This window comes from Achromobacter sp. D7-1 (assembly GCF_059760445.1).
On the sequence record NZ_JCBAMT010000039.1, the window covers coordinates 26,723 to 42,836 of the forward strand.

The window sequence follows — 16,114 nt, forward strand, 5'->3', positions numbered from 1 at the left end:
AGCGCCTGAAACATCTGTCGGCGGGGCGCGGCGTCACAGGACGCTACGAATCGGTACAATGGTCTGTTGATTCCTCTGTTTTTTCTGACCGTCATGAACGCTTCGACCCTGCCCGACGTAGAACAAGCCCGCTTCAACATGGTGGAACAGCAGATCCGCCCCTGGGACGTGCTGGACGCCAACGTGCTGCAAGCGCTGTTCGATGTGCGCCGCGAACAATTCGTTCCGCCGGCCCTGCGCGCGCTGGCGTTTTCCGACCTGGAACTGCCGCTTGAGATCAACGCGGTCAACACCCGCCAGAACATGCTGGCGCCCAAGGTGGAAGCCCGCCTGGCGCAAGAGCTGCTGCTGACCAAGTCGGACTGTGTGCTGGAAATCGGCACCGGCTCCGGCTACCAGGCCGCGCTGCTGGGCTACCTGGCGCAGCAGGTCACCTCGGTCGAGATCGACAGCCGCCTGGTGACGTTCGCGCAGCAGAACCTGCAGATGAACAACGTCACCAACGTCAAGGTCGAAACCGGCGACGCCCGTAACGGCTGGGGCTCCACCGAATACGACGCCATCCTCGTCACGGGTTCCGTGCCGACCGTCCCCGACGCGCTGAAGTACCAGCTGCGCGTGGGCGGCCGCCTGGTCGTGGTCGTGGGGCAGGCCCCCGTCATGACCGCCTGTCGCATCACCCGCACCACTGCGGCCAGCTTCGAAACCGTGAACCTGTTCGAAACCGTCATCAAGCCGCTGCGCGGCGTCGCGGTCTCGCAGTTCAAGTTCTGATCCCCAACCCCGCAGCCGGGCGCCTGCCCCTCTGACGGGGCAGCGGCGCCCCGGGCGACCCGGCGTATCGTTGATCATCATGCGTGTCCGATTGCTAACGGCTTTACTGGTTTTTACCTGCGCCGCGAGCGTCGGCCCATCGCTTGTCCGCGCGCAGAACCTGATCCAGATCTGGCAATCGGCGCTGGGCAATGACCCGATCTACGCCGCCGCGCGCGCCAACTACCGCGCCGGCCTGGAAAAAGAACCCCAGGCCCGCTCCCTGCTCCTGCCCCTGATCTCCGCCGAAGCCGGCGGCGCCTACCAGGAAACCCGCAGCACCCGCGGCCTGGGCGTGGCCTACAGCGGCGGCCGCGGCGTCTGGGACCTGTCCCTGACCCAGCCGCTGTTCGACTGGGGCCGCTGGCAGAACTTCGAACAATCCAAGCTGATCGTCGCCGACGTCGAAGTGCAACTGCAGCAGGCCTACCAGGACCTGCTGCTGCGCGTGGCCGACGCCTATTTCAATGTGCTCTATGCCCAGGACACGCTGACCGCCACCGAAGCCGAAAAGGCCGCCGTGGCCGGGCAGCTGGAGTCCGCCAAGCGCAACTTTGAACTCGGCAACGCCACCATCACCGACACCTACGAGGCGCAGTCGCGCTACGACCTGGTGGTGGCGCAGGAACTGCGCCTGCAGAACGACCTGGAAGTCCGCCGCGACGAATTGGCCAAGATCATCGGCACGGCGCCGGGCGCGCTGGCCGAACTGCCCTACGGCGTGCAGCTGCCGGCGCCACAGCCCGCCCGCGTGGCCGACTGGAGCAACCAGGCCGAGGCTTCCAGCCTGGACGTGCTGCGCGCGCAACTCTTGACCCGCATCGCCGGCCGCGAGATCCAGATCGCCAAGAGCGGCCATTACCCCACCCTGAACCTGCGCGCCAGCAGCGGCAGCGCCAGCGACGCCGTCATGCGCAATGCCGCGCCGGGCAAGCCGATAGACAGCACGATCGGAGTGGTGCTGTCGATTCCGCTGTACTCCGGCGGCGGCGTCTCGTCGCAAGTGACCGAAAAGGTCCAGCTGGAGCAAAAGGCTCGCCACGACTACGAGGCGGCGCGCCGCCAGGCCGTCCAGTCCGCGCGCCAGTACTACACCGGCGTGACCAGCGGGCTGGCCCGGATCCAGGCCCTGGAGGCCGGCGAAAAATCCAGCCGCGCCGCGGTCGAGGCCAATCGCACCGGCTATGAGGTCGGGGTGCGTATCAACCTGGACGTGCTCAACGCCCAGCAGCAGCTCTACGCCACCCAGCGCGACCTGGCCCTGGCGCGCTACAGCACCGTGCTCACCAGCCTGCGCCTGAAGGCCACCAGCGGCATCCTGGCCGAAACGGACCTGGAAGCGATCAACCGCTTGCTGCGCGAGCCGCGCTGACCCCGCTGCGGGGGCCTGCGGTTACTTGTTCTGGATTTTTTTCACGAGCGCCGTGGTCGAGCGCTCGAACTCGAACGGAATCGCCACCGCGCGGCCGCCCCAGGACTTGACCAGGGCGGTCTCGGGCAGCTTTTCCATGTCGTAGTCGCCGCCCTTGACGATCAGGTCGGGCTTGAGCTGGCCGATCAGGGCCTCGGGCGTGTCTTCATGGAAGGACGTGACCGCGGTCACGCAGCCCAGCGCGGCCAGCAAGGCGGCGCGGTCTTCCATGCGGTTCAGCGGGCGCTCGGCGCCCTTGCCCAGACGGCGCACCGACTCGTCGGTGTTGACCGCCACCACCAGGGTCGCGCCCAGCTGGGCGGCCTGGTCGAGGTAGGTCGCGTGGCCCCGGTGCAGGATGTCGAAGACGCCATTGGTGAACACCAGCGGCCGCGGCAAGCGGCCGGCGGCGACGGCGGCGACGCATTCGTCGCGGGACAGGACCTTGGATTCGAAACGGGCGGCAGGCATGCGGCGATTGTATCGCCCCGGCTCAGGCGCCGCCCAGGATGATCTGCTTTTCCTTGGGCACGATCAGGGCCGTCATTTCCTTGCGGTAGCGGTTCAGGTCCTTCACCGTTTCGAAGCTGCGGTCCATCAGCTTGGACAGGATGTGCAGGATGCGCGTGGCGACCTTCTGCTCCCACTCGCCGTCAAAGCGGATCTGCGTGTCCAGCCAGTGCTCCAGCCAACCCGGTTCCGGCAGGCGCGACTGCACCGTGTCGTTGGGGAACAGGTCCTTGTTCACATGCAGGTTGGTCGGGTGCAGGGCCTGCTGCGTACGGCCGGCCGAGGCCATCAGCACGCCGATCTTGGAGAACGCCAGGCGGGCCTGCTCGCTGGTGTCCTGGCCGCGGTCGTGCAAGGCGCGGCGCATGTATTGCAGGTAGGCGCCAGCGTGGCGGGCCTCGTCCTGGGCCACGGTCTTGTAGATGGCCTTGATGACCGGCTCCGTGTGCCATTCAGCGGCGCGGCGGTACCAGTGGTTCAGGCGGACCTCGCCGCAAAAGTGCAGCATCAGGGTTTCAAGTTCGGGCGCCTTGTCGAACTCGAAGCGCACGTTGTGCAGTTCTTCCTCGGTGGGCACCAGGTCCGGACGGAAGCGGCGCAGGTATTCGATCAGCACCAGCGAATGCTTTTGCTCTTCAAAGAACCACACCGACATGAAGGCGCAGAAATCGCTGTCGCCGCGATTGTCGCGCAGGAACATTTCGGTGGCCGGCAAGGCTGCCCATTCCGTGATGGCATTCATCTTGATCGTGTGGGCTTGCTCGTCCGAGAGCTTGCTGCGATCGAAATCACCCCAGGGTATGTCATGCGCCATGTTCCAGCGCACAGCTTCCATGGTCTTGAAGAGTTCAGGATAAAGCATGGTCTGCCCTTGTATTCGTCCCGCTAGTGGGGCTATAGATATAGAAATTAATGAATGGCGCGCGCCTTGCCGGCGAGGGCGCTGCATTCATCCACCGCAGCGCTATTTTTCGCCGTATACCGCGAAGCTATGATGACCGTTTCATGAATGAAACATGACAGATGCCGTCTAGATCATCGCGCCGCCTATCGGGTCAAGGCCCATAACGCGACCCCGATGGCGACCGCCGCCACCCCAACCAGCGCTGCAACCAGCCGGTTGTTCTGTTCCTGCGCCCGCCGCAATTGGATCATCTCGGCCAGCAAGGCGGGCGAGACATTCGGACGGCTCAGGTGGTCATGGACCAGCCTGGGCAAAGCGGGCAGCATTTGCGACCACTGCGCGGCTTCTTTTTCCAGGCTCTGCCGCAGCCCCTTGAATCCGACACGCTGACGCATCCAGCGTTCCAGATAGGGCTTGGCGGTCTTCCAGAGATCCAGGTTGGGATCGAGCTGGCGGCCCAATCCCTCGACGTTCAGCAAGGTCTTCTGCAACAGGACCAGCTGCGGCTGGATCTCCACATTAAACCGGCGCGAGGTCTGGAACAAGCGCAGCAGCACCTGCCCCAGTGAGATCTCCGACAACGGCCGGTCAAAGTAAGGTTCGCAGACGGCGCGCACCGCGCCCTCCAGCTCTTCTTCGCGCGTATCGGGCGGCACCCAGCCCGACTCGATGTGCAACTGCGCCACGCGACGATAGTCGCGGTGGAAGAAGGCCAGGAAATTCTGCGCCAGGTAATTCTTGTCGAACTCGGACAGCGAGCCGACGATGCCGAAGTCCAGGGCGATATAGCTGCCCAGCGTGTCCGGGCGGTCCGACACGTAGATGTTGCCGGGGTGCATGTCGGCGTGGAAAAAGCCGTCGGTGAAGACCTGCGTGAAGAAGATCTCCACGCCGGTGCGCGCCAGCGTCGGGATGTCGATGCCGGCCTGTCGCATGCGCTCCACCTGGCCCACCGGCATGCCGTACATGCGCTGCATGGTGAACACGGTGGATGCGGTGTATTCCCAGATCACCTCGGGCACGATCAGCATGTCGCCGCGGCCGGACTCGGGGCCGAAGTTGCGGCGCAGCTGGCTGCAATTGGAGGCTTCGCGCACCAGGTCCAGCTCGTCGTGCAAGTACTTGTCGAACTCGGCCACCACTTCGCGCGGCTTCAGACGGCGGCCGTCGGCGCCCAGGCGCTCGATGATGCGGGCCACCACCTTCAGCAGCGACAGGTCTTTCTCGATGATGCTGAGCATGCCCGGACGCAGCACCTTGACCGCGACCTCGCGGCCGTCGTGCAGCACGGCGAAGTGCACCTGGGCGATCGAGGCCGAGGCCACCGGGTCCACTTCGAACTGGGCGAACAGCTTCTCGGGCGGCGCACCCAGCGCCGTTTCGATGCAGGCAGCGGCCTGGGCCGAGGGGAACGGCGGCACGCGATCCTGCAGCAAGGCCAGTTCGTCGGCGATGTCGGCGGGGATCAGGTCGCGGCGGGTGGACAGCACCTGCCCGAACTTGACGAAAATGGGGCCCAGCGATTCCAGCGCCAGGCGCAGCCTCAAGCCCCGCGGCTTGCGCGGACGCGTACCCAGGCGGATGACGCGCAACAGGCAGGTGGCCAGCGGATGGTTCAGGCTGGAGAGCACCAGCTCGTCCAGGCCGTAGCGCAGCGAAACCAGGATGATGCGGAAGAGGCGCAGCAGGGGAAACATGTATCAGGCGCCCCGCTTTGCGCTGGCGGATGCCAGACGGGTTTGCAGCGCGGCGGCCGAGCGGGCCAGCGCATCGGCGCGGGCATTCAGTTCGGCCAGGTCCAGGCGCCATTGTTCCAGCGCGGGGCGGCTCGCCAGCATGCCGCTTTCCTCGGACAGGTATTCCGACACGTTCTCGGCCAGGCGCAGGCCGGCCGTGCGCGCGCCGCCCGCCGCGGCGCGGGCGCCGCCCACCAGGCGCAGCGCGGCGATGTCGCCCACCACCCGGGCCAGCGCATCTTCCGGATCCCAGCGCAGCTGCTTGGACAGATCCGCCACCACTTGCGCCAGCGCCGCGTCGCCCGAAATATGGGTCGCCTCGGCGAAGTCGGGCGTCTCGCGGTCCGCGCCCAGGCGTGGCAGCGGCAGCTTTTCAGGCGCGACCGTCAGGGTCACGTCGGGCACCACGGCCGCATCGGCCTGGGCCGCCAGGCCTTCGCTGTCTATGGTCAGGCCCAGGCTGAAGCCGCCCAGCGCAAAACGCACAGTCTTGCCGGCATGCCGGGCGAGGCGCTCGCGCGCCCAGTCCTCGCGCCGCAACAGGGCGTTGAGCGCGCTTACAGCCAGTCGCGAGGGGGTGGGCAGGAACGGAAAAGGCAGCATGACGGTCTGCAACGGCCCCGGTTGCCGGGGTTGCCGAAGTTAATGGGTAAATCGGGAGTGTAACGGGTTGGATGAATGGGTGTTTTGCGCAAGCACATGGAAAAACCGGCCCTTTAAGGGCCGGTTCAAACAGATGCCTTGCGGCATCCGCAACGGAGGCGGGATTCGGACCCGGCCGGCCAGGCTCAGCTGGCGAGATCCACCGGGATCTGCTGGATGCCGGCCAGCAGCCAGCCGCCATTGGCAGGCTTGAACAGGTTCCACACTTCCTCGAAGCGGAAGGCCTCGGCGCCCGGGGCTTCGCGCAGCATGCCAGAGAAGCGCACGCTGGCCAGGTGGCCGTCGGACACGGTTTCGATGCCCAGCATTTCGGCGTTCAGCAGGACCACTTCGGTCTTGTTGGGCGCCGCGCCGCGCTCGGCCAGCTGCGGCTTGAGCTCGGTGATCAGGTCGTCGGTCAGGAACTCGCGCAGGCCATCGGTGCTACCGCTGTCCCACACGGCCTGGATGCGCACGAACTGATCCTTGGCCTGCTTCAGGAAGTTGGGCGTGTCGAAATCACCCGGCACGAACCAGTTGTTGTCGTCGCCCGCCTTGGGCATCGCGGCCGGGGCCGCGGCGGCGACCGGAGCGGCGACGGCTGCCGCAGCGGCAGGAGCCGCCGGCTTCAGCGATTCGCGCCACATCGGCTGCTGTTGCTGGCCCGGGGTGTTGTTGGACCCGTTGAACGCGCCCTGCGTGGCGGTGCGCGGACCGGCGCCGCGCAGGCGGCGGATGATGAACATGACGGCGAACACGACGGCGGCGATCAGCAGCGCGGAGCCGAGGAATTCGGCGAAGGCGCCCGACAGGCCCATGCTGGACAGCAAGGCGGCGATACCCAGGCCAGCGGCGATGCCGGCGATGGGGCCGAGCCAGCGCGAAGCGCCGCTCTTGGCGGCAGCGCCCGCGGCGCCGGCCGTGGCCGCGCCGGCGGCTGCCGGGGCGGCGGTGGCGCCAGCCGTGTTGTTGGCGGCGGCCGGCGGCGTGGTCGCCTGGCGCTGCTGGGTCACGTTGGAGGATTGGCGGCCGACGCTGCTGCCGCCGCCGGCACGGCGGGCTTCGGCGTCAAACGACGCCGTCACCAGTGCCGCGCCAGAGATGGCGATCAGCGCCGCGGCGACAAACCGCGAAAGACAGAATTTGGACATAGGTTTGCTCCCTCGTACTCGCGCCCCTGCCGCCCCGTAGCAGCAGGAAGTCCCACGGACCGCGGGACCTTAGTCGCGACTTTTCTTACATTAATCTGAATACCGTAAGAATAACGGACAAGACGCCGCCCCACAAGTTCCCGCAGGCACGGTGAAAATATCCAGATTGCCAGCGCGGATCAGCCCAGTTTCACGCCTTCGTGCAGGGCGGCGATGCCGGCGGTCAGGTTGAAGTACTGCACCCGGTCCAGCCCGGCCGTGCGCAGCATGTCGGCCAGGGTTTCCTGGTCGGGGTGCATGCGGATGGATTCCGCCAGGTAGCGGTAGCTGGCCTCGTCCTTGGCGACCTTCTTGCCCAGCCAGGGCAGCACATTGAAGGAATACCAGTCGTAGGCCGGCGCCAGAGGCTTGGCCACGCGCGAGAATTCCAGCACCAGCAGCTTGCCGCCCGGCTTCAGCACTCGGGTCATTTCGGCCAGGGCGCGGTCCTTGTGGGTCATGTTGCGCAGGCCGAAGGCCACGCTGACGCGGTCGAAATGGCCCGTGGGGAACGGCAGGCGCTCGGCGTCGCACACCGCGGTGGGGACCAGCAGGCCGGCGTCCGTCAGGCGGTCGCGGCCCACCCGCAGCATGGAGTCGTTGATGTCGGTGAGCCAGACCTCGCCCGTGGGGCCGGCGCGCTTGGCGAAGGCTTTGGCCAAATCGCCCGTGCCGCCGGCGATGTCCAGCACTTTCATGCCGGGACGAATGGCGGCGCGACCGATGGTGAAGGCTTTCCAGACGCGGTGCAGCCCGGCCGACATGAAATCATTCATGACGTCGTAGCGCTGCGCGACCGAATGGAACACTTCGGCGACTTTGCGGGCCTTTTCGCCTTCCGGCACGGTCTGGAAGCCGAAATGGGTGGATTGCGAGGCGGAATCCGCGGAATGTTGCGATTCGGAGGGGTTTTGCATGGTGAATTCCCGATATATCGTTCAATGGTAGCCTATCGGGCTCCCTGCGGAGGCCGGCGGACGCGGACTATGGCGCCCAGCGGTCACATACCTGAAATATTGCGGCCATACTATCGCAATGTTCGCGCCGCGCCGGCGCTCAGAAGTGTGCCAAATCCGCCATGTCCAGCACCATCCTCGTCGTCGAAGACGAACCCGCCATCCAGGAACTGATCGCCGTCAACCTGTCCTTCGCCGGACACAAGGTGCTGCGCGCCTTCGACGCCGACCAGGCCCAGACCCTGATCCGCGCCGAGCTGCCCGACCTGATCCTGCTGGATTGGATGCTGCCCGGCACCTCCGGCCTGGCCATGGCGCGCAAGCTGCGCAACGACGAGCGCACCCGCGCCGTCCCGGTCATCATGCTGACCGCCAAGGGCTCCGAGCAGGACAAGGTGGACGGCCTGGAAGCTGGCGCCGACGACTACATCACCAAGCCCTTCTCGCCCAAGGAACTGATGGCGCGCATCAAGGCGGTGCTGCGCCGCCGCGCCCCCCAGCTGACCGACGACGTGATCGACGTGGGCGGCCTGAAGCTGGATCCGGTGACGCATCGCCTGTCCGGCAACAGCCAGTCGCTGCAGATCGGCCCCACCGAATTCCGCCTGCTCCATTTCTTCATGACCCACCCCGAACGCGTGTTCTCGCGCTCGCAACTGCTGGACCAAGTCTGGGGCGACCACGTCTTCGTGGAAGAGCGCACGGTCGACGTGCACATCCGCCGCCTGCGCAAGGCGCTGGAACCAAGCGGCCACGACGCGCACGTGGAAACGGTCCGCGGCAGCGGCTACCGGTTTACGGCCCAGCTCCCGACGCGGTAAAACTCCCGCACGATGATCTGGCTGCGCACTCTTTTCCTGGTCGCCCTGTGGGCGGTCGCCGCATTATTGGCTCAATGGCTCATAGGAGACCCGGCGGGCTGGATATTGTTCTCCGTCGCGCTGGCCGCCATGCTGCTCTGGCGCAGCTGGCGCCTGCACCTGGTGTCCCACTGGGCCAACCACCCGGACACCTCGCCGCCCGCGTCGGTCGGTCCCTGGGACGACATCCTCGCCCCGCTGTACCGCTACACCCGCGCTCGCGCCCGTGAACTGAACGAAACCCAGAACACCATGCAGGGCATGCTGGCCGCAGCCCAAGCGCTGCCGGATGGCGCGGTGACCCTGAACGAGGATTTCCAGATCGACTGGTGCAACCGCATGGCGCGCCAGCACCTGGGCCTGCGCCTGCCGGCCGACCGCGGCCACAACCTGCTGAACCTGCTGCGCGCGCCCGAATTCGTGGAGTACGCGCACCGCCCGTCCTGGCCCGATCCCATCCTGGTGCGCCTGGGCCAACAGGGCCAGGAGCGGCTGATGATGATGCAGCTGACCGCCTACGCCAGCAATCAGCGCCTGCTGATCACGCGCGACGTCACCCAGATCGAACGCCTGGAGACCACCCGCCGCGACTTCGTTGCCAACGTCTCGCATGAACTGCGCACGCCGCTGACGGTGCTGGCGGGCTTTCTGGAAACGCTGCGCGACATGCCCGCCGACGCCCTGCCCGCCGAACAGCGCGAGCAGTACATCGACATGATGCACGAGCAGGCCCAGCGCATGCAGGCCATTGTCGAAGACCTGCTGACCCTGTCGACGCTGGAATCGTCGCCAGGCAGCGACCCGCGCGCCGTCAACATGGGTGCGCTGCTGCAGAAGGCGCGCCAGCAGATCGAGGCGCTGTCGGGCGGCCGCCATGTGCTGGAATGGCACATCGACGAATCCCTGGATGTGCTGGGCGCCGAGACCGAGCTGACCTCGGCGCTGTCGAACCTGCTGACCAACGCCGTGCGCTACACGCCCGACGGCGGCACCATCACCGTGCGCTGGGAGCGCGAGGAAGACGGCGGCGCGCGCTACAGCGTGCAAGACACCGGCATCGGCATCCCGGCGCGCCATCTGCCGCGCCTGACCGAACGCTTCTACCGCGTCGACCGCGGCCGTTCGCGCGCGGTGGGCGGCACCGGCCTGGGCTTGGCGATCACCAAGCACATCGCCATGCGCCACGACGCCGAACTGCTGATCACCAGCGAACCCGGCAAGGGCAGCGTGTTCGCCCTGCGCTTTCCGCCCGACCGGATCGCCATCGACAGCCCGGCCTGAACCACCCGAGCCTGTGCAAGGCAGCTTTGCCATGCACAGGCCCAAGTGCCGCGCGAATGGTAAATTTCCGGCCATGCGCATCCTGGTCATCGAAGACGAACCCAAACTGGCCGACTACCTCAAGAAGGGCCTGTCGGAGCAAAGCCATGTCGTGGACCTGGCGCGCGACGGCGTGGACGGCCTGCATCTGGCACTGGAAGGCGTCTACGACCTGATCGTGCTGGACGTGATGCTGCCGGGCGTGGACGGCTTCGGCGTGCTGGCCGCAGTGCGCGAACAGAAAGACACCCCCATCCTGATGCTGACCGCGCGCGACGCGGTCGAAGACCGCGTGCGCGGCCTGGAAGGCGGCGCCGACGACTACCTGGTCAAGCCCTTCGCCTTTTCGGAACTGCTGGCACGGGTGCAGGCGCTGCTGCGCCGCGGACGCTCGCAAGAGCCCACCCTGCTGCGCCTGGCCGACCTGGAACTGGACCTGGCCCGCCGCCGCGCCCAGCGCGGCGGCCGTCGCCTGGACCTGACCGCCAAGGAATTCAATCTGCTGGCCTTGCTGCTACGCCGCCAGGGCCAGGTGCTGTCGCGCACCACCCTGGCCGAGCAGGTCTGGGACATGAACTTCGACAGCGACACCAACGTCATCGACGTGGCGGTGCGGCGGCTGCGCAGCAAGCTGGACGACCCCTACGACACCAAGTTGCTGCACACCGTACGCGGCATGGGCTACGTGCTGGAATCGCGCCCCGCCCACGGCCGCCCCGCATGAACCCGCTGCGCGTGCGCTCGATGCAGGCGCGGCTGACCCTGCTGCTGGGCGCCATCGCCCTGCTGGTGTCCAGCCTGGCGGGAGCCACGTTGTTCTGGGCGCTCAAGCGCGAAGTGGAGCGCCAGGAAATCACCGAGGTCAGCGGCAAGCTGGAATTGATCGATCACCTGATCGACATGCAGAACAACGCCCGCGGCCTGAAAGACCTGGCCGCCACCTTCGACGAGATGCGCGCGGGCCAAGGCCAGCTGGGCATCTGGATCGTGGATGCGCACGGCCGCTCCGTTTACGGCGGCCCCGCCCCCGAGACGCTGGCGACCAGCGACGGCAGGCAGGTCGTGCTGCAAACCGCCGACGGCGGCCGCATGCGCGGCCTGCGGGTGGCCATGAACGACCGCATCCTGCCCGGCGCGCAGTTGACCGTGGCGGTCAGCACGCGCACCAGCTCCCAGTTCCTGTATGCCTACGGCACCGCGCTGGTGCTGATCTGCGCGCTGTGGGTGGGCGCCACGGTGGTGCTGGCGGCCTGGGCCGTGCGCCGCAGCATGGCGCCGGCGCGCAGGCTGTCCGAACAGGCCGCCAGCATCCAGCCCGACAACCTGGCGCGGCGCCTGCCGCTGGAAGATACCGACCGCGAACTGCATGATCTGGTGCGCTCCTTCAACCGCACGCTGGAGCGCCTGCAGGCCGCCTATCAACAGATGGAAGGCTTCAATGCCGACGTGGCGCACGAGCTGCGCACGCCGCTGGCCACGCTGATCAACGGCACGCAGGTCATGCTGTCGTCGCCGCGCGATGCGGCCGAACTGCGCGATGCGCTGGAATCCAACCTCGAAGAACTGGAAGACCTGAAGACCCTGGTCAACGACATGCTGTTCCTGGCGCGCGCCGACCGCGGCGAACGGGCCGCGGATCTGGCGCCGGTATCGCTGGCCGCCGAAGCGCGGCGCGTGGCCGAATACTACGAGGCCATGCTGGAAGAAAGCGGCGTGCACCTGCGCTGCGTGGGCGACGCCACCGTGGCCGCCAACGCCGGCCTGGTGCGACGCGCGTTGGCCAACCTGATCTCCAACGCCATCAAAGCCACGCCCCGCGGCGGCGAGATCGTGCTGGCCTGCTCGGCTTCGCCCGCGGGCGCCCGGGTCGAAGTGCGCAACCCCGGCGCGCCCATCCCGTCCGCCGACCTGCCCCGCATCTTCGACCGCTTCTTCCGGTCGACCCACGCGCGCACACCGCGCAGCGAAGGCCACGGCCTGGGCCTGGCCATCGTGCGTGCCATCGCGCGCATGCACGGCGGCGAGGTCGATGCGGCCTCGGGCGCGCACGGCACCGTGGTCGGCATCACGTTGCGCGCGCCGGAAGGCCACGCGTCCACGGCGAACATTACAAAATCGTAATGTTGACGACAGAATGGGGTCACTCCCGTTCTTCTACAGTACGCTTGAATTCACCTCGTCCCGCAACGGAGCATCATGAATCTTTCCCGTCTTACGCGCCGCCTGGCCCTTGCCGCGGCCCTGTGCGCCCCCGCTTTCGCCACCGCCCAGACGCCCGTCAAGGTAGAGGTCTGGAAGACCCCGACCTGCGGCTGCTGTGAAGACTGGGTCAAGCACATGCGCGACAGCGGCTTCGCCGTCACCACCCACGACGTCCAGGACACTGGCCCCATCCGCCGCAACGCCGGCATGGCCAATTACGGCTCCTGCCACACCGCGGCCGTCGAAGGCTACGCCATCGAAGGCCACGTGCCCGCCAGCGACGTGCGCCGCCTGCTGCTGGAAAAGCCCGACGCCGCCGGCCTGGCCGCGCCCGGCATGCCGCTGGGTTCGCCCGGCATGGACGGCCCCGAATACGGCGGCCGCAAGACGCCGCACGACGTGGTCTTGGTGGACAAGCAGGGCGGCGCCAAGGTGTTCCAGGCCTATCGTTAAAGCGCAGTTTTCGACGTCCTGTTCGGGCATCGCTCCTTTTCGGGCGATGCCCGAGTCGTTTGCGCACCTGAAACAATTCATCCACACCGCCCCAATGGCTACTCCTTGCACTGCAGCAAAAATGGGCCACAATCAATAAAACGGATTCCTCACCCACCCCTCAGGCTGTCATGGCACAAATCGTCCTGTTCGAGAACATCCACCCGAGCGCCCGCGCCGTCTTCGAAGCCGCCGGCTACTCCGACATCGTCACGCACGCCGCCTCCTTGCCGGCGTCGCAACTGAGCGACGCCCTGCGCGGCGCCCAGGTGGCGGGGATCCGTTCTCGCACCCACCTGGATGCCGCGCTGCTTTCCGGCAACCCCGACCTGCGCGTCGTGGGCTGCTTCTGCATCGGCACCAACCAGGTCGACCTGGACGCGGCCATGCAGCGCGGCATTCCGGTATTCAACGCGCCGTTCTCGAATACCCGCTCGGTTGCCGAACTGGTGCTGGGCGAAGCCATCCTGCTGCTGCGCCGCATTCCCGAAAAGAACGCCCGCGTGCACCAGGGCCACTGGGACAAGAGCGCTTCGGGCGCCTTCGAGACCCGCGGCAAGACGCTCGGCATCGTGGGCTACGGCAACATCGGCTCGCAGATCAGCACGCTGGCCGAAAGCCTGGGCATGCGCGTCATCTACCACGACGTCGAAGCCAAGCTGCCGCTGGGCAATGCCCGGCCCGCCGCCACCTTGAACGATCTGCTGGAGCAGGCCGACGTGGTGACCCTGCACGTGCCGGGCGGCAAGACCACCGAAAAGATCATGAATGCGGAAACCATCGGCCGCATGCGCCGTGGCGCCATCCTGATCAACGCCTCGCGCGGCACGGTGGTGGATATCGACGCGCTGCACGCCGCGCTTAAGTCCGGCCATCTGGCCGGCGCCGCGCTGGACGTGTTCCCGACCGAACCCAAAGGCGCGGACGAGCCGCTGGCCAGCCCGCTGATCGGCCTGCCCAACGTGATCCTGACCCCGCACATCGGCGGCAGCACGCAGGAATCGCAAGAGAACATCGGCCGCGAAGTGGCCGAGAAGCTGGTGCGTTTCCTGCAGGCCGGCACCACCAAGGGCGCGGTCAACTTCCCCGAACTGCCGTATCTGGAGCCGGCCGGCGGCACGCGCATCCTGCACGTGCACCGCAACGCCCCGGGCGCGCTCGGCACGCTGGACAACCTGATGGCGCAGCACGGCCTGAACATCGTCAGCCAGACCCTGCAGACCCGCGGCCAGATCGGCTACGTGATCACCGACGTGGAAGGCGAAGTCAACGACATCGTCATGACCACCTTGCGCGACCATCCGATCACGGTCCGCTGCGACCGGCTGTAAGGTTGCCAAGATGACAAGGGGCCCGCGCAAGCGGGCCCTTTTTGCTGCCGCGCCCCAACACCAACCCAGATCCCCGTGCGTATCGGCATTGCGCAATGCGGCAGACTTCAGTTATAAACGATAACCATTCCCACTCCTGCTAAATACGGCGCACCTTCGCGCCTGGGTCCGCCCGATGTCCGCCGCCGATCTCCCCGTGCATCAAGACCTGCACGCTCTATACAGCGATCATCACGGCTGGCTGCTGGGATGGCTGCGCCGCAAGTTGGGCAACGCCGCTGACGCCGCCGACCTGGCACACGACGCCTTCCTGCGCCTGATCATCAGGCCGGCACCCGACGGATTTGCCAGTGCGGGCGCCGCTCGCGCCTATCTGCGCGCCATGGCGCAAGGCTTGTGCACCGATCTCTGGCGACGGCGGGAAGTGGAGCAAGCCTGGCTGGAAAGCCTTGCCGCGCAACCCATGGCCCATGCGCCCTCTCCGGAACACCAGTCGCTGGTCATCGAAACCCTGATGGAAGTCGGCGAATGGCTGGGACGCCTGCCGGAAAAGGTACGCACAGCCTTCATCCAGGCCCAGATACATGGGCTTTCCACCCGCGAGATCGCTGACCACATGGGCGTGTCCATGCGCATGGTGCAGAAGTACCTGGCTCAGGCCATGCTGCATCTTGCGCTGATCGACGCCGGGCTGGCTGCCTCCGGTATCCGCAGGCCCTGACCATGCCTGCGCCGCCCCGGCCGGTCCTCGCGGACGGCCCCCTTCCCGTCCAAGCGGATTATGAAAGCCTGAAAGCGGCCGCCGAGTGGTATGCAGTTTTGCAGGATGCCGAAGCCGGCTCCAGGCAGCACGTCGACTGGCAGCGCTGGCTGGATGCTCGGCCGGAACACCACCGCGCCTGGGCGCATGTCATGGCGGTCAGCCGGCGCTTTGCGCTGCTGCGCAACGACGGTGAGCGCGAAGCCGCCGAGAAAGCAGTACAGGTCGCTTCCCGCCGCCCATCGTCGCGCCGCCGGGCCGTCGGCCACGTCCTGGCGCTGGGCGGCGCGGGAATCCTGGGTTGGCTCGCCTGGCGGCACACTCCTTTGCCCGCCGTCGTGACCGCCTGGCGCTCCGACTATGCCACCGGCGTCGGCGAACAACGCAACATTGTCCTGGCCGACGACACCCGCGTCTGGCTCAATACCCGCAGCGCCATCAATGTCGATTTCAACCAGGATCGCCGTCTGTTGACGCTGGCCGATGGCGAAATCCTGGTCGAAACCGGCCACGACACGCAGCGTCGACCGTTCTTCGTCGATACCCGCTATGGCCGCGCGCAGGCCTTGGGCACCCGTTTCACGGTGCGGCAGACGGACGAAGATGTCCTGTTGGCGGTCTATGACGGGCAGGTGGGCATTCAGAACCTTGCCGGCCGCAATGCGCTCGTCCGGGCCGGGGAGCAACGGCGCTACACCGGGGACGATATCTCCGCGGCGGCCCCGGCCGATCCCGCGCGCGAAGCCTGGTCGCGCGGCGTGATCCTGGCGGAGAACCTGTCCCTCGCCGATCTCATCGCGGAACTGGGCCGCTATCACCTCGGGCATGTCGGCGTCGATCCCCGCATCGCCGGCCTGCGCGTCGTCGGCCGCTACCCGGCCAATGACTTGGATCGCACGCTGGCCATGCTCGCCCGTGACCTGCCGATACGCATCCAGCGCACACTGCCATGGTGGGTAACGCTGGCCCCCCGGTGAGCGTACCCCC

16 protein-coding genes are annotated in these 16,114 nt (G+C 67.0%); 10 read left to right on the plus strand and 6 right to left on the minus strand.

Features of this window, described 5'->3' with window-relative positions; translation table 11 throughout:
* The first annotated feature begins 93 nt into the window (after positions 1-93).
* Positions 94-774, plus strand: a complete 681-nt coding sequence (locus tag AC6LKD_RS17675; RefSeq protein WP_175211688.1) for a protein-L-isoaspartate O-methyltransferase family protein — start codon at positions 94-96, stop codon at positions 772-774.
* Between the two features lie 79 nt (positions 775-853).
* A complete protein-coding gene (locus AC6LKD_RS17680) occupies positions 854-2,185 on the plus strand; it encodes a TolC family outer membrane protein (protein ID WP_013391257.1) in 1,332 nt (443 codons plus the stop codon).
* Positions 2,186-2,206: 21 nt separating this feature from the next.
* Here AC6LKD_RS17680 and rfaE2 read toward each other — a convergent pair whose 3' ends face one another.
* The 6 genes from rfaE2 to ubiE form a co-directional block, all read right to left on the minus strand.
* The gene (gene rfaE2 / locus AC6LKD_RS17685; protein ID WP_498116962.1) at positions 2,207-2,695 is read right to left on the minus strand and encodes a D-glycero-beta-D-manno-heptose 1-phosphate adenylyltransferase; all 489 of its coding nucleotides are present in this window, start codon (positions 2,693-2,695) and stop codon (positions 2,207-2,209) included.
* 22 nt (positions 2,696-2,717) lie between these two features.
* Positions 2,718-3,596 carry a ferritin family protein gene (locus AC6LKD_RS17690; protein ID WP_088138082.1) on the minus strand — a complete coding sequence of 293 codons (879 nt, stop codon included), beginning with the start codon at positions 3,594-3,596 and terminating at the stop codon, positions 2,718-2,720.
* 185 nt (positions 3,597-3,781) lie between these two features.
* The gene (ubiB, locus tag AC6LKD_RS17695) at positions 3,782-5,335 is read right to left on the minus strand and encodes a ubiquinone biosynthesis regulatory protein kinase UbiB (RefSeq protein ID WP_013391254.1); all 1,554 of its coding nucleotides are present in this window, start codon (positions 5,333-5,335) and stop codon (positions 3,782-3,784) included.
* 3 nt (positions 5,336-5,338) lie between these two features.
* The gene (locus AC6LKD_RS17700) at positions 5,339-5,977 is read right to left on the minus strand and encodes a ubiquinone biosynthesis accessory factor UbiJ (RefSeq protein WP_207468949.1); all 639 of its coding nucleotides are present in this window, start codon (positions 5,975-5,977) and stop codon (positions 5,339-5,341) included.
* Positions 5,978-6,162: 185 nt separating this feature from the next.
* The gene (locus tag AC6LKD_RS17705) at positions 6,163-7,167 is read right to left on the minus strand and encodes a Tim44 domain-containing protein (RefSeq protein WP_013391252.1); all 1,005 of its coding nucleotides are present in this window, start codon (positions 7,165-7,167) and stop codon (positions 6,163-6,165) included.
* A gap of 179 nt (positions 7,168-7,346) precedes the next feature.
* Positions 7,347-8,123: a bifunctional demethylmenaquinone methyltransferase/2-methoxy-6-polyprenyl-1,4-benzoquinol methylase UbiE gene (gene ubiE, locus AC6LKD_RS17710; protein WP_013391251.1), complete on the minus strand. Its 777-nt coding sequence runs from the start codon at positions 8,121-8,123 to the stop codon at positions 7,347-7,349.
* Between the two features lie 161 nt (positions 8,124-8,284).
* Between ubiE and phoB the strand changes: the two genes are divergently transcribed.
* From phoB to AC6LKD_RS17750, 8 genes are all read left to right on the plus strand, one after another.
* Positions 8,285-8,983: a phosphate regulon transcriptional regulator PhoB gene (phoB, locus tag AC6LKD_RS17715; protein ID WP_006227196.1), complete on the plus strand. Its 699-nt coding sequence runs from the start codon at positions 8,285-8,287 to the stop codon at positions 8,981-8,983.
* Between the two features lie 12 nt (positions 8,984-8,995).
* Entirely contained in the window at positions 8,996-10,303 is a 1,308-nt protein-coding gene (phoR, locus tag AC6LKD_RS17720) for a phosphate regulon sensor histidine kinase PhoR (protein ID WP_013391250.1), read from the plus strand.
* Between the two features lie 73 nt (positions 10,304-10,376).
* Positions 10,377-11,066 (plus strand): heavy metal response regulator transcription factor, encoded by a 690-nt coding sequence (locus AC6LKD_RS17725; RefSeq protein WP_013391249.1) that lies wholly within the window; start codon positions 10,377-10,379, stop codon positions 11,064-11,066.
* Positions 11,063-12,463: a heavy metal sensor histidine kinase gene (locus AC6LKD_RS17730; protein ID WP_498116963.1), complete on the plus strand. Its 1,401-nt coding sequence runs from the start codon at positions 11,063-11,065 to the stop codon at positions 12,461-12,463. The genes AC6LKD_RS17725 and AC6LKD_RS17730 overlap by 4 nt, the downstream gene beginning before the upstream one ends.
* Before the next feature lie 75 nt (positions 12,464-12,538).
* Positions 12,539-12,997, plus strand: a complete 459-nt coding sequence (locus AC6LKD_RS17735; protein WP_013391247.1) for a DUF411 domain-containing protein — start codon at positions 12,539-12,541, stop codon at positions 12,995-12,997.
* A 170-nt stretch (positions 12,998-13,167) separates the two neighbouring features.
* Complete coding sequence (serA, locus tag AC6LKD_RS17740; protein WP_492275927.1) at positions 13,168-14,367, plus strand: phosphoglycerate dehydrogenase; 1,200 nt, start codon at positions 13,168-13,170, stop codon at positions 14,365-14,367.
* A 175-nt stretch (positions 14,368-14,542) separates the two neighbouring features.
* Positions 14,543-15,088: a sigma-70 family RNA polymerase sigma factor gene (locus AC6LKD_RS17745; protein ID WP_013391245.1), complete on the plus strand. Its 546-nt coding sequence runs from the start codon at positions 14,543-14,545 to the stop codon at positions 15,086-15,088.
* 2 nt (positions 15,089-15,090) lie between these two features.
* Positions 15,091-16,104, plus strand: coding sequence for a FecR domain-containing protein (locus AC6LKD_RS17750; RefSeq protein WP_498116964.1), 1,014 nt, complete (start codon positions 15,091-15,093; stop codon positions 16,102-16,104).
* Positions 16,105-16,114: the final 10 nt, after the last annotated feature.

Coding starts and splice junctions, on each gene's coding strand:
- AC6LKD_RS17675 (WP_175211688.1), top strand. CDS start 94: ATGAACGCTTCGACCCTGCCCGACGTAGAACAAGCCCGCTTCAACATG.
- AC6LKD_RS17680 (WP_013391257.1), top strand. CDS start 854: ATGCGTGTCCGATTGCTAACGGCTTTACTGGTTTTTACCTGCGCCGCG.
- rfaE2 (WP_498116962.1), bottom strand. CDS start 2,695: ATGCCTGCCGCCCGTTTCGAATCCAAGGTCCTGTCCCGCGACGAATGC.
- AC6LKD_RS17690 (WP_088138082.1), bottom strand. CDS start 3,596: ATGCTTTATCCTGAACTCTTCAAGACCATGGAAGCTGTGCGCTGGAAC.
- ubiB (WP_013391254.1), bottom strand. CDS start 5,335: ATGTTTCCCCTGCTGCGCCTCTTCCGCATCATCCTGGTTTCGCTGCGC.
- AC6LKD_RS17700 (WP_207468949.1), bottom strand. CDS start 5,977: ATGCTGCCTTTTCCGTTCCTGCCCACCCCCTCGCGACTGGCTGTAAGC.
- AC6LKD_RS17705 (WP_013391252.1), bottom strand. CDS start 7,167: ATGTCCAAATTCTGTCTTTCGCGGTTTGTCGCCGCGGCGCTGATCGCC.
- ubiE (WP_013391251.1), bottom strand. CDS start 8,123: ATGCAAAACCCCTCCGAATCGCAACATTCCGCGGATTCCGCCTCGCAA.
- phoB (WP_006227196.1), top strand. CDS start 8,285: ATGTCCAGCACCATCCTCGTCGTCGAAGACGAACCCGCCATCCAGGAA.
- phoR (WP_013391250.1), top strand. CDS start 8,996: ATGATCTGGCTGCGCACTCTTTTCCTGGTCGCCCTGTGGGCGGTCGCC.
- AC6LKD_RS17725 (WP_013391249.1), top strand. CDS start 10,377: ATGCGCATCCTGGTCATCGAAGACGAACCCAAACTGGCCGACTACCTC.
- AC6LKD_RS17730 (WP_498116963.1), top strand. CDS start 11,063: ATGAACCCGCTGCGCGTGCGCTCGATGCAGGCGCGGCTGACCCTGCTG.
- AC6LKD_RS17735 (WP_013391247.1), top strand. CDS start 12,539: ATGAATCTTTCCCGTCTTACGCGCCGCCTGGCCCTTGCCGCGGCCCTG.
- serA (WP_492275927.1), top strand. CDS start 13,168: ATGGCACAAATCGTCCTGTTCGAGAACATCCACCCGAGCGCCCGCGCC.
- AC6LKD_RS17745 (WP_013391245.1), top strand. CDS start 14,543: ATGTCCGCCGCCGATCTCCCCGTGCATCAAGACCTGCACGCTCTATAC.
- AC6LKD_RS17750 (WP_498116964.1), top strand. CDS start 15,091: ATGCCTGCGCCGCCCCGGCCGGTCCTCGCGGACGGCCCCCTTCCCGTC.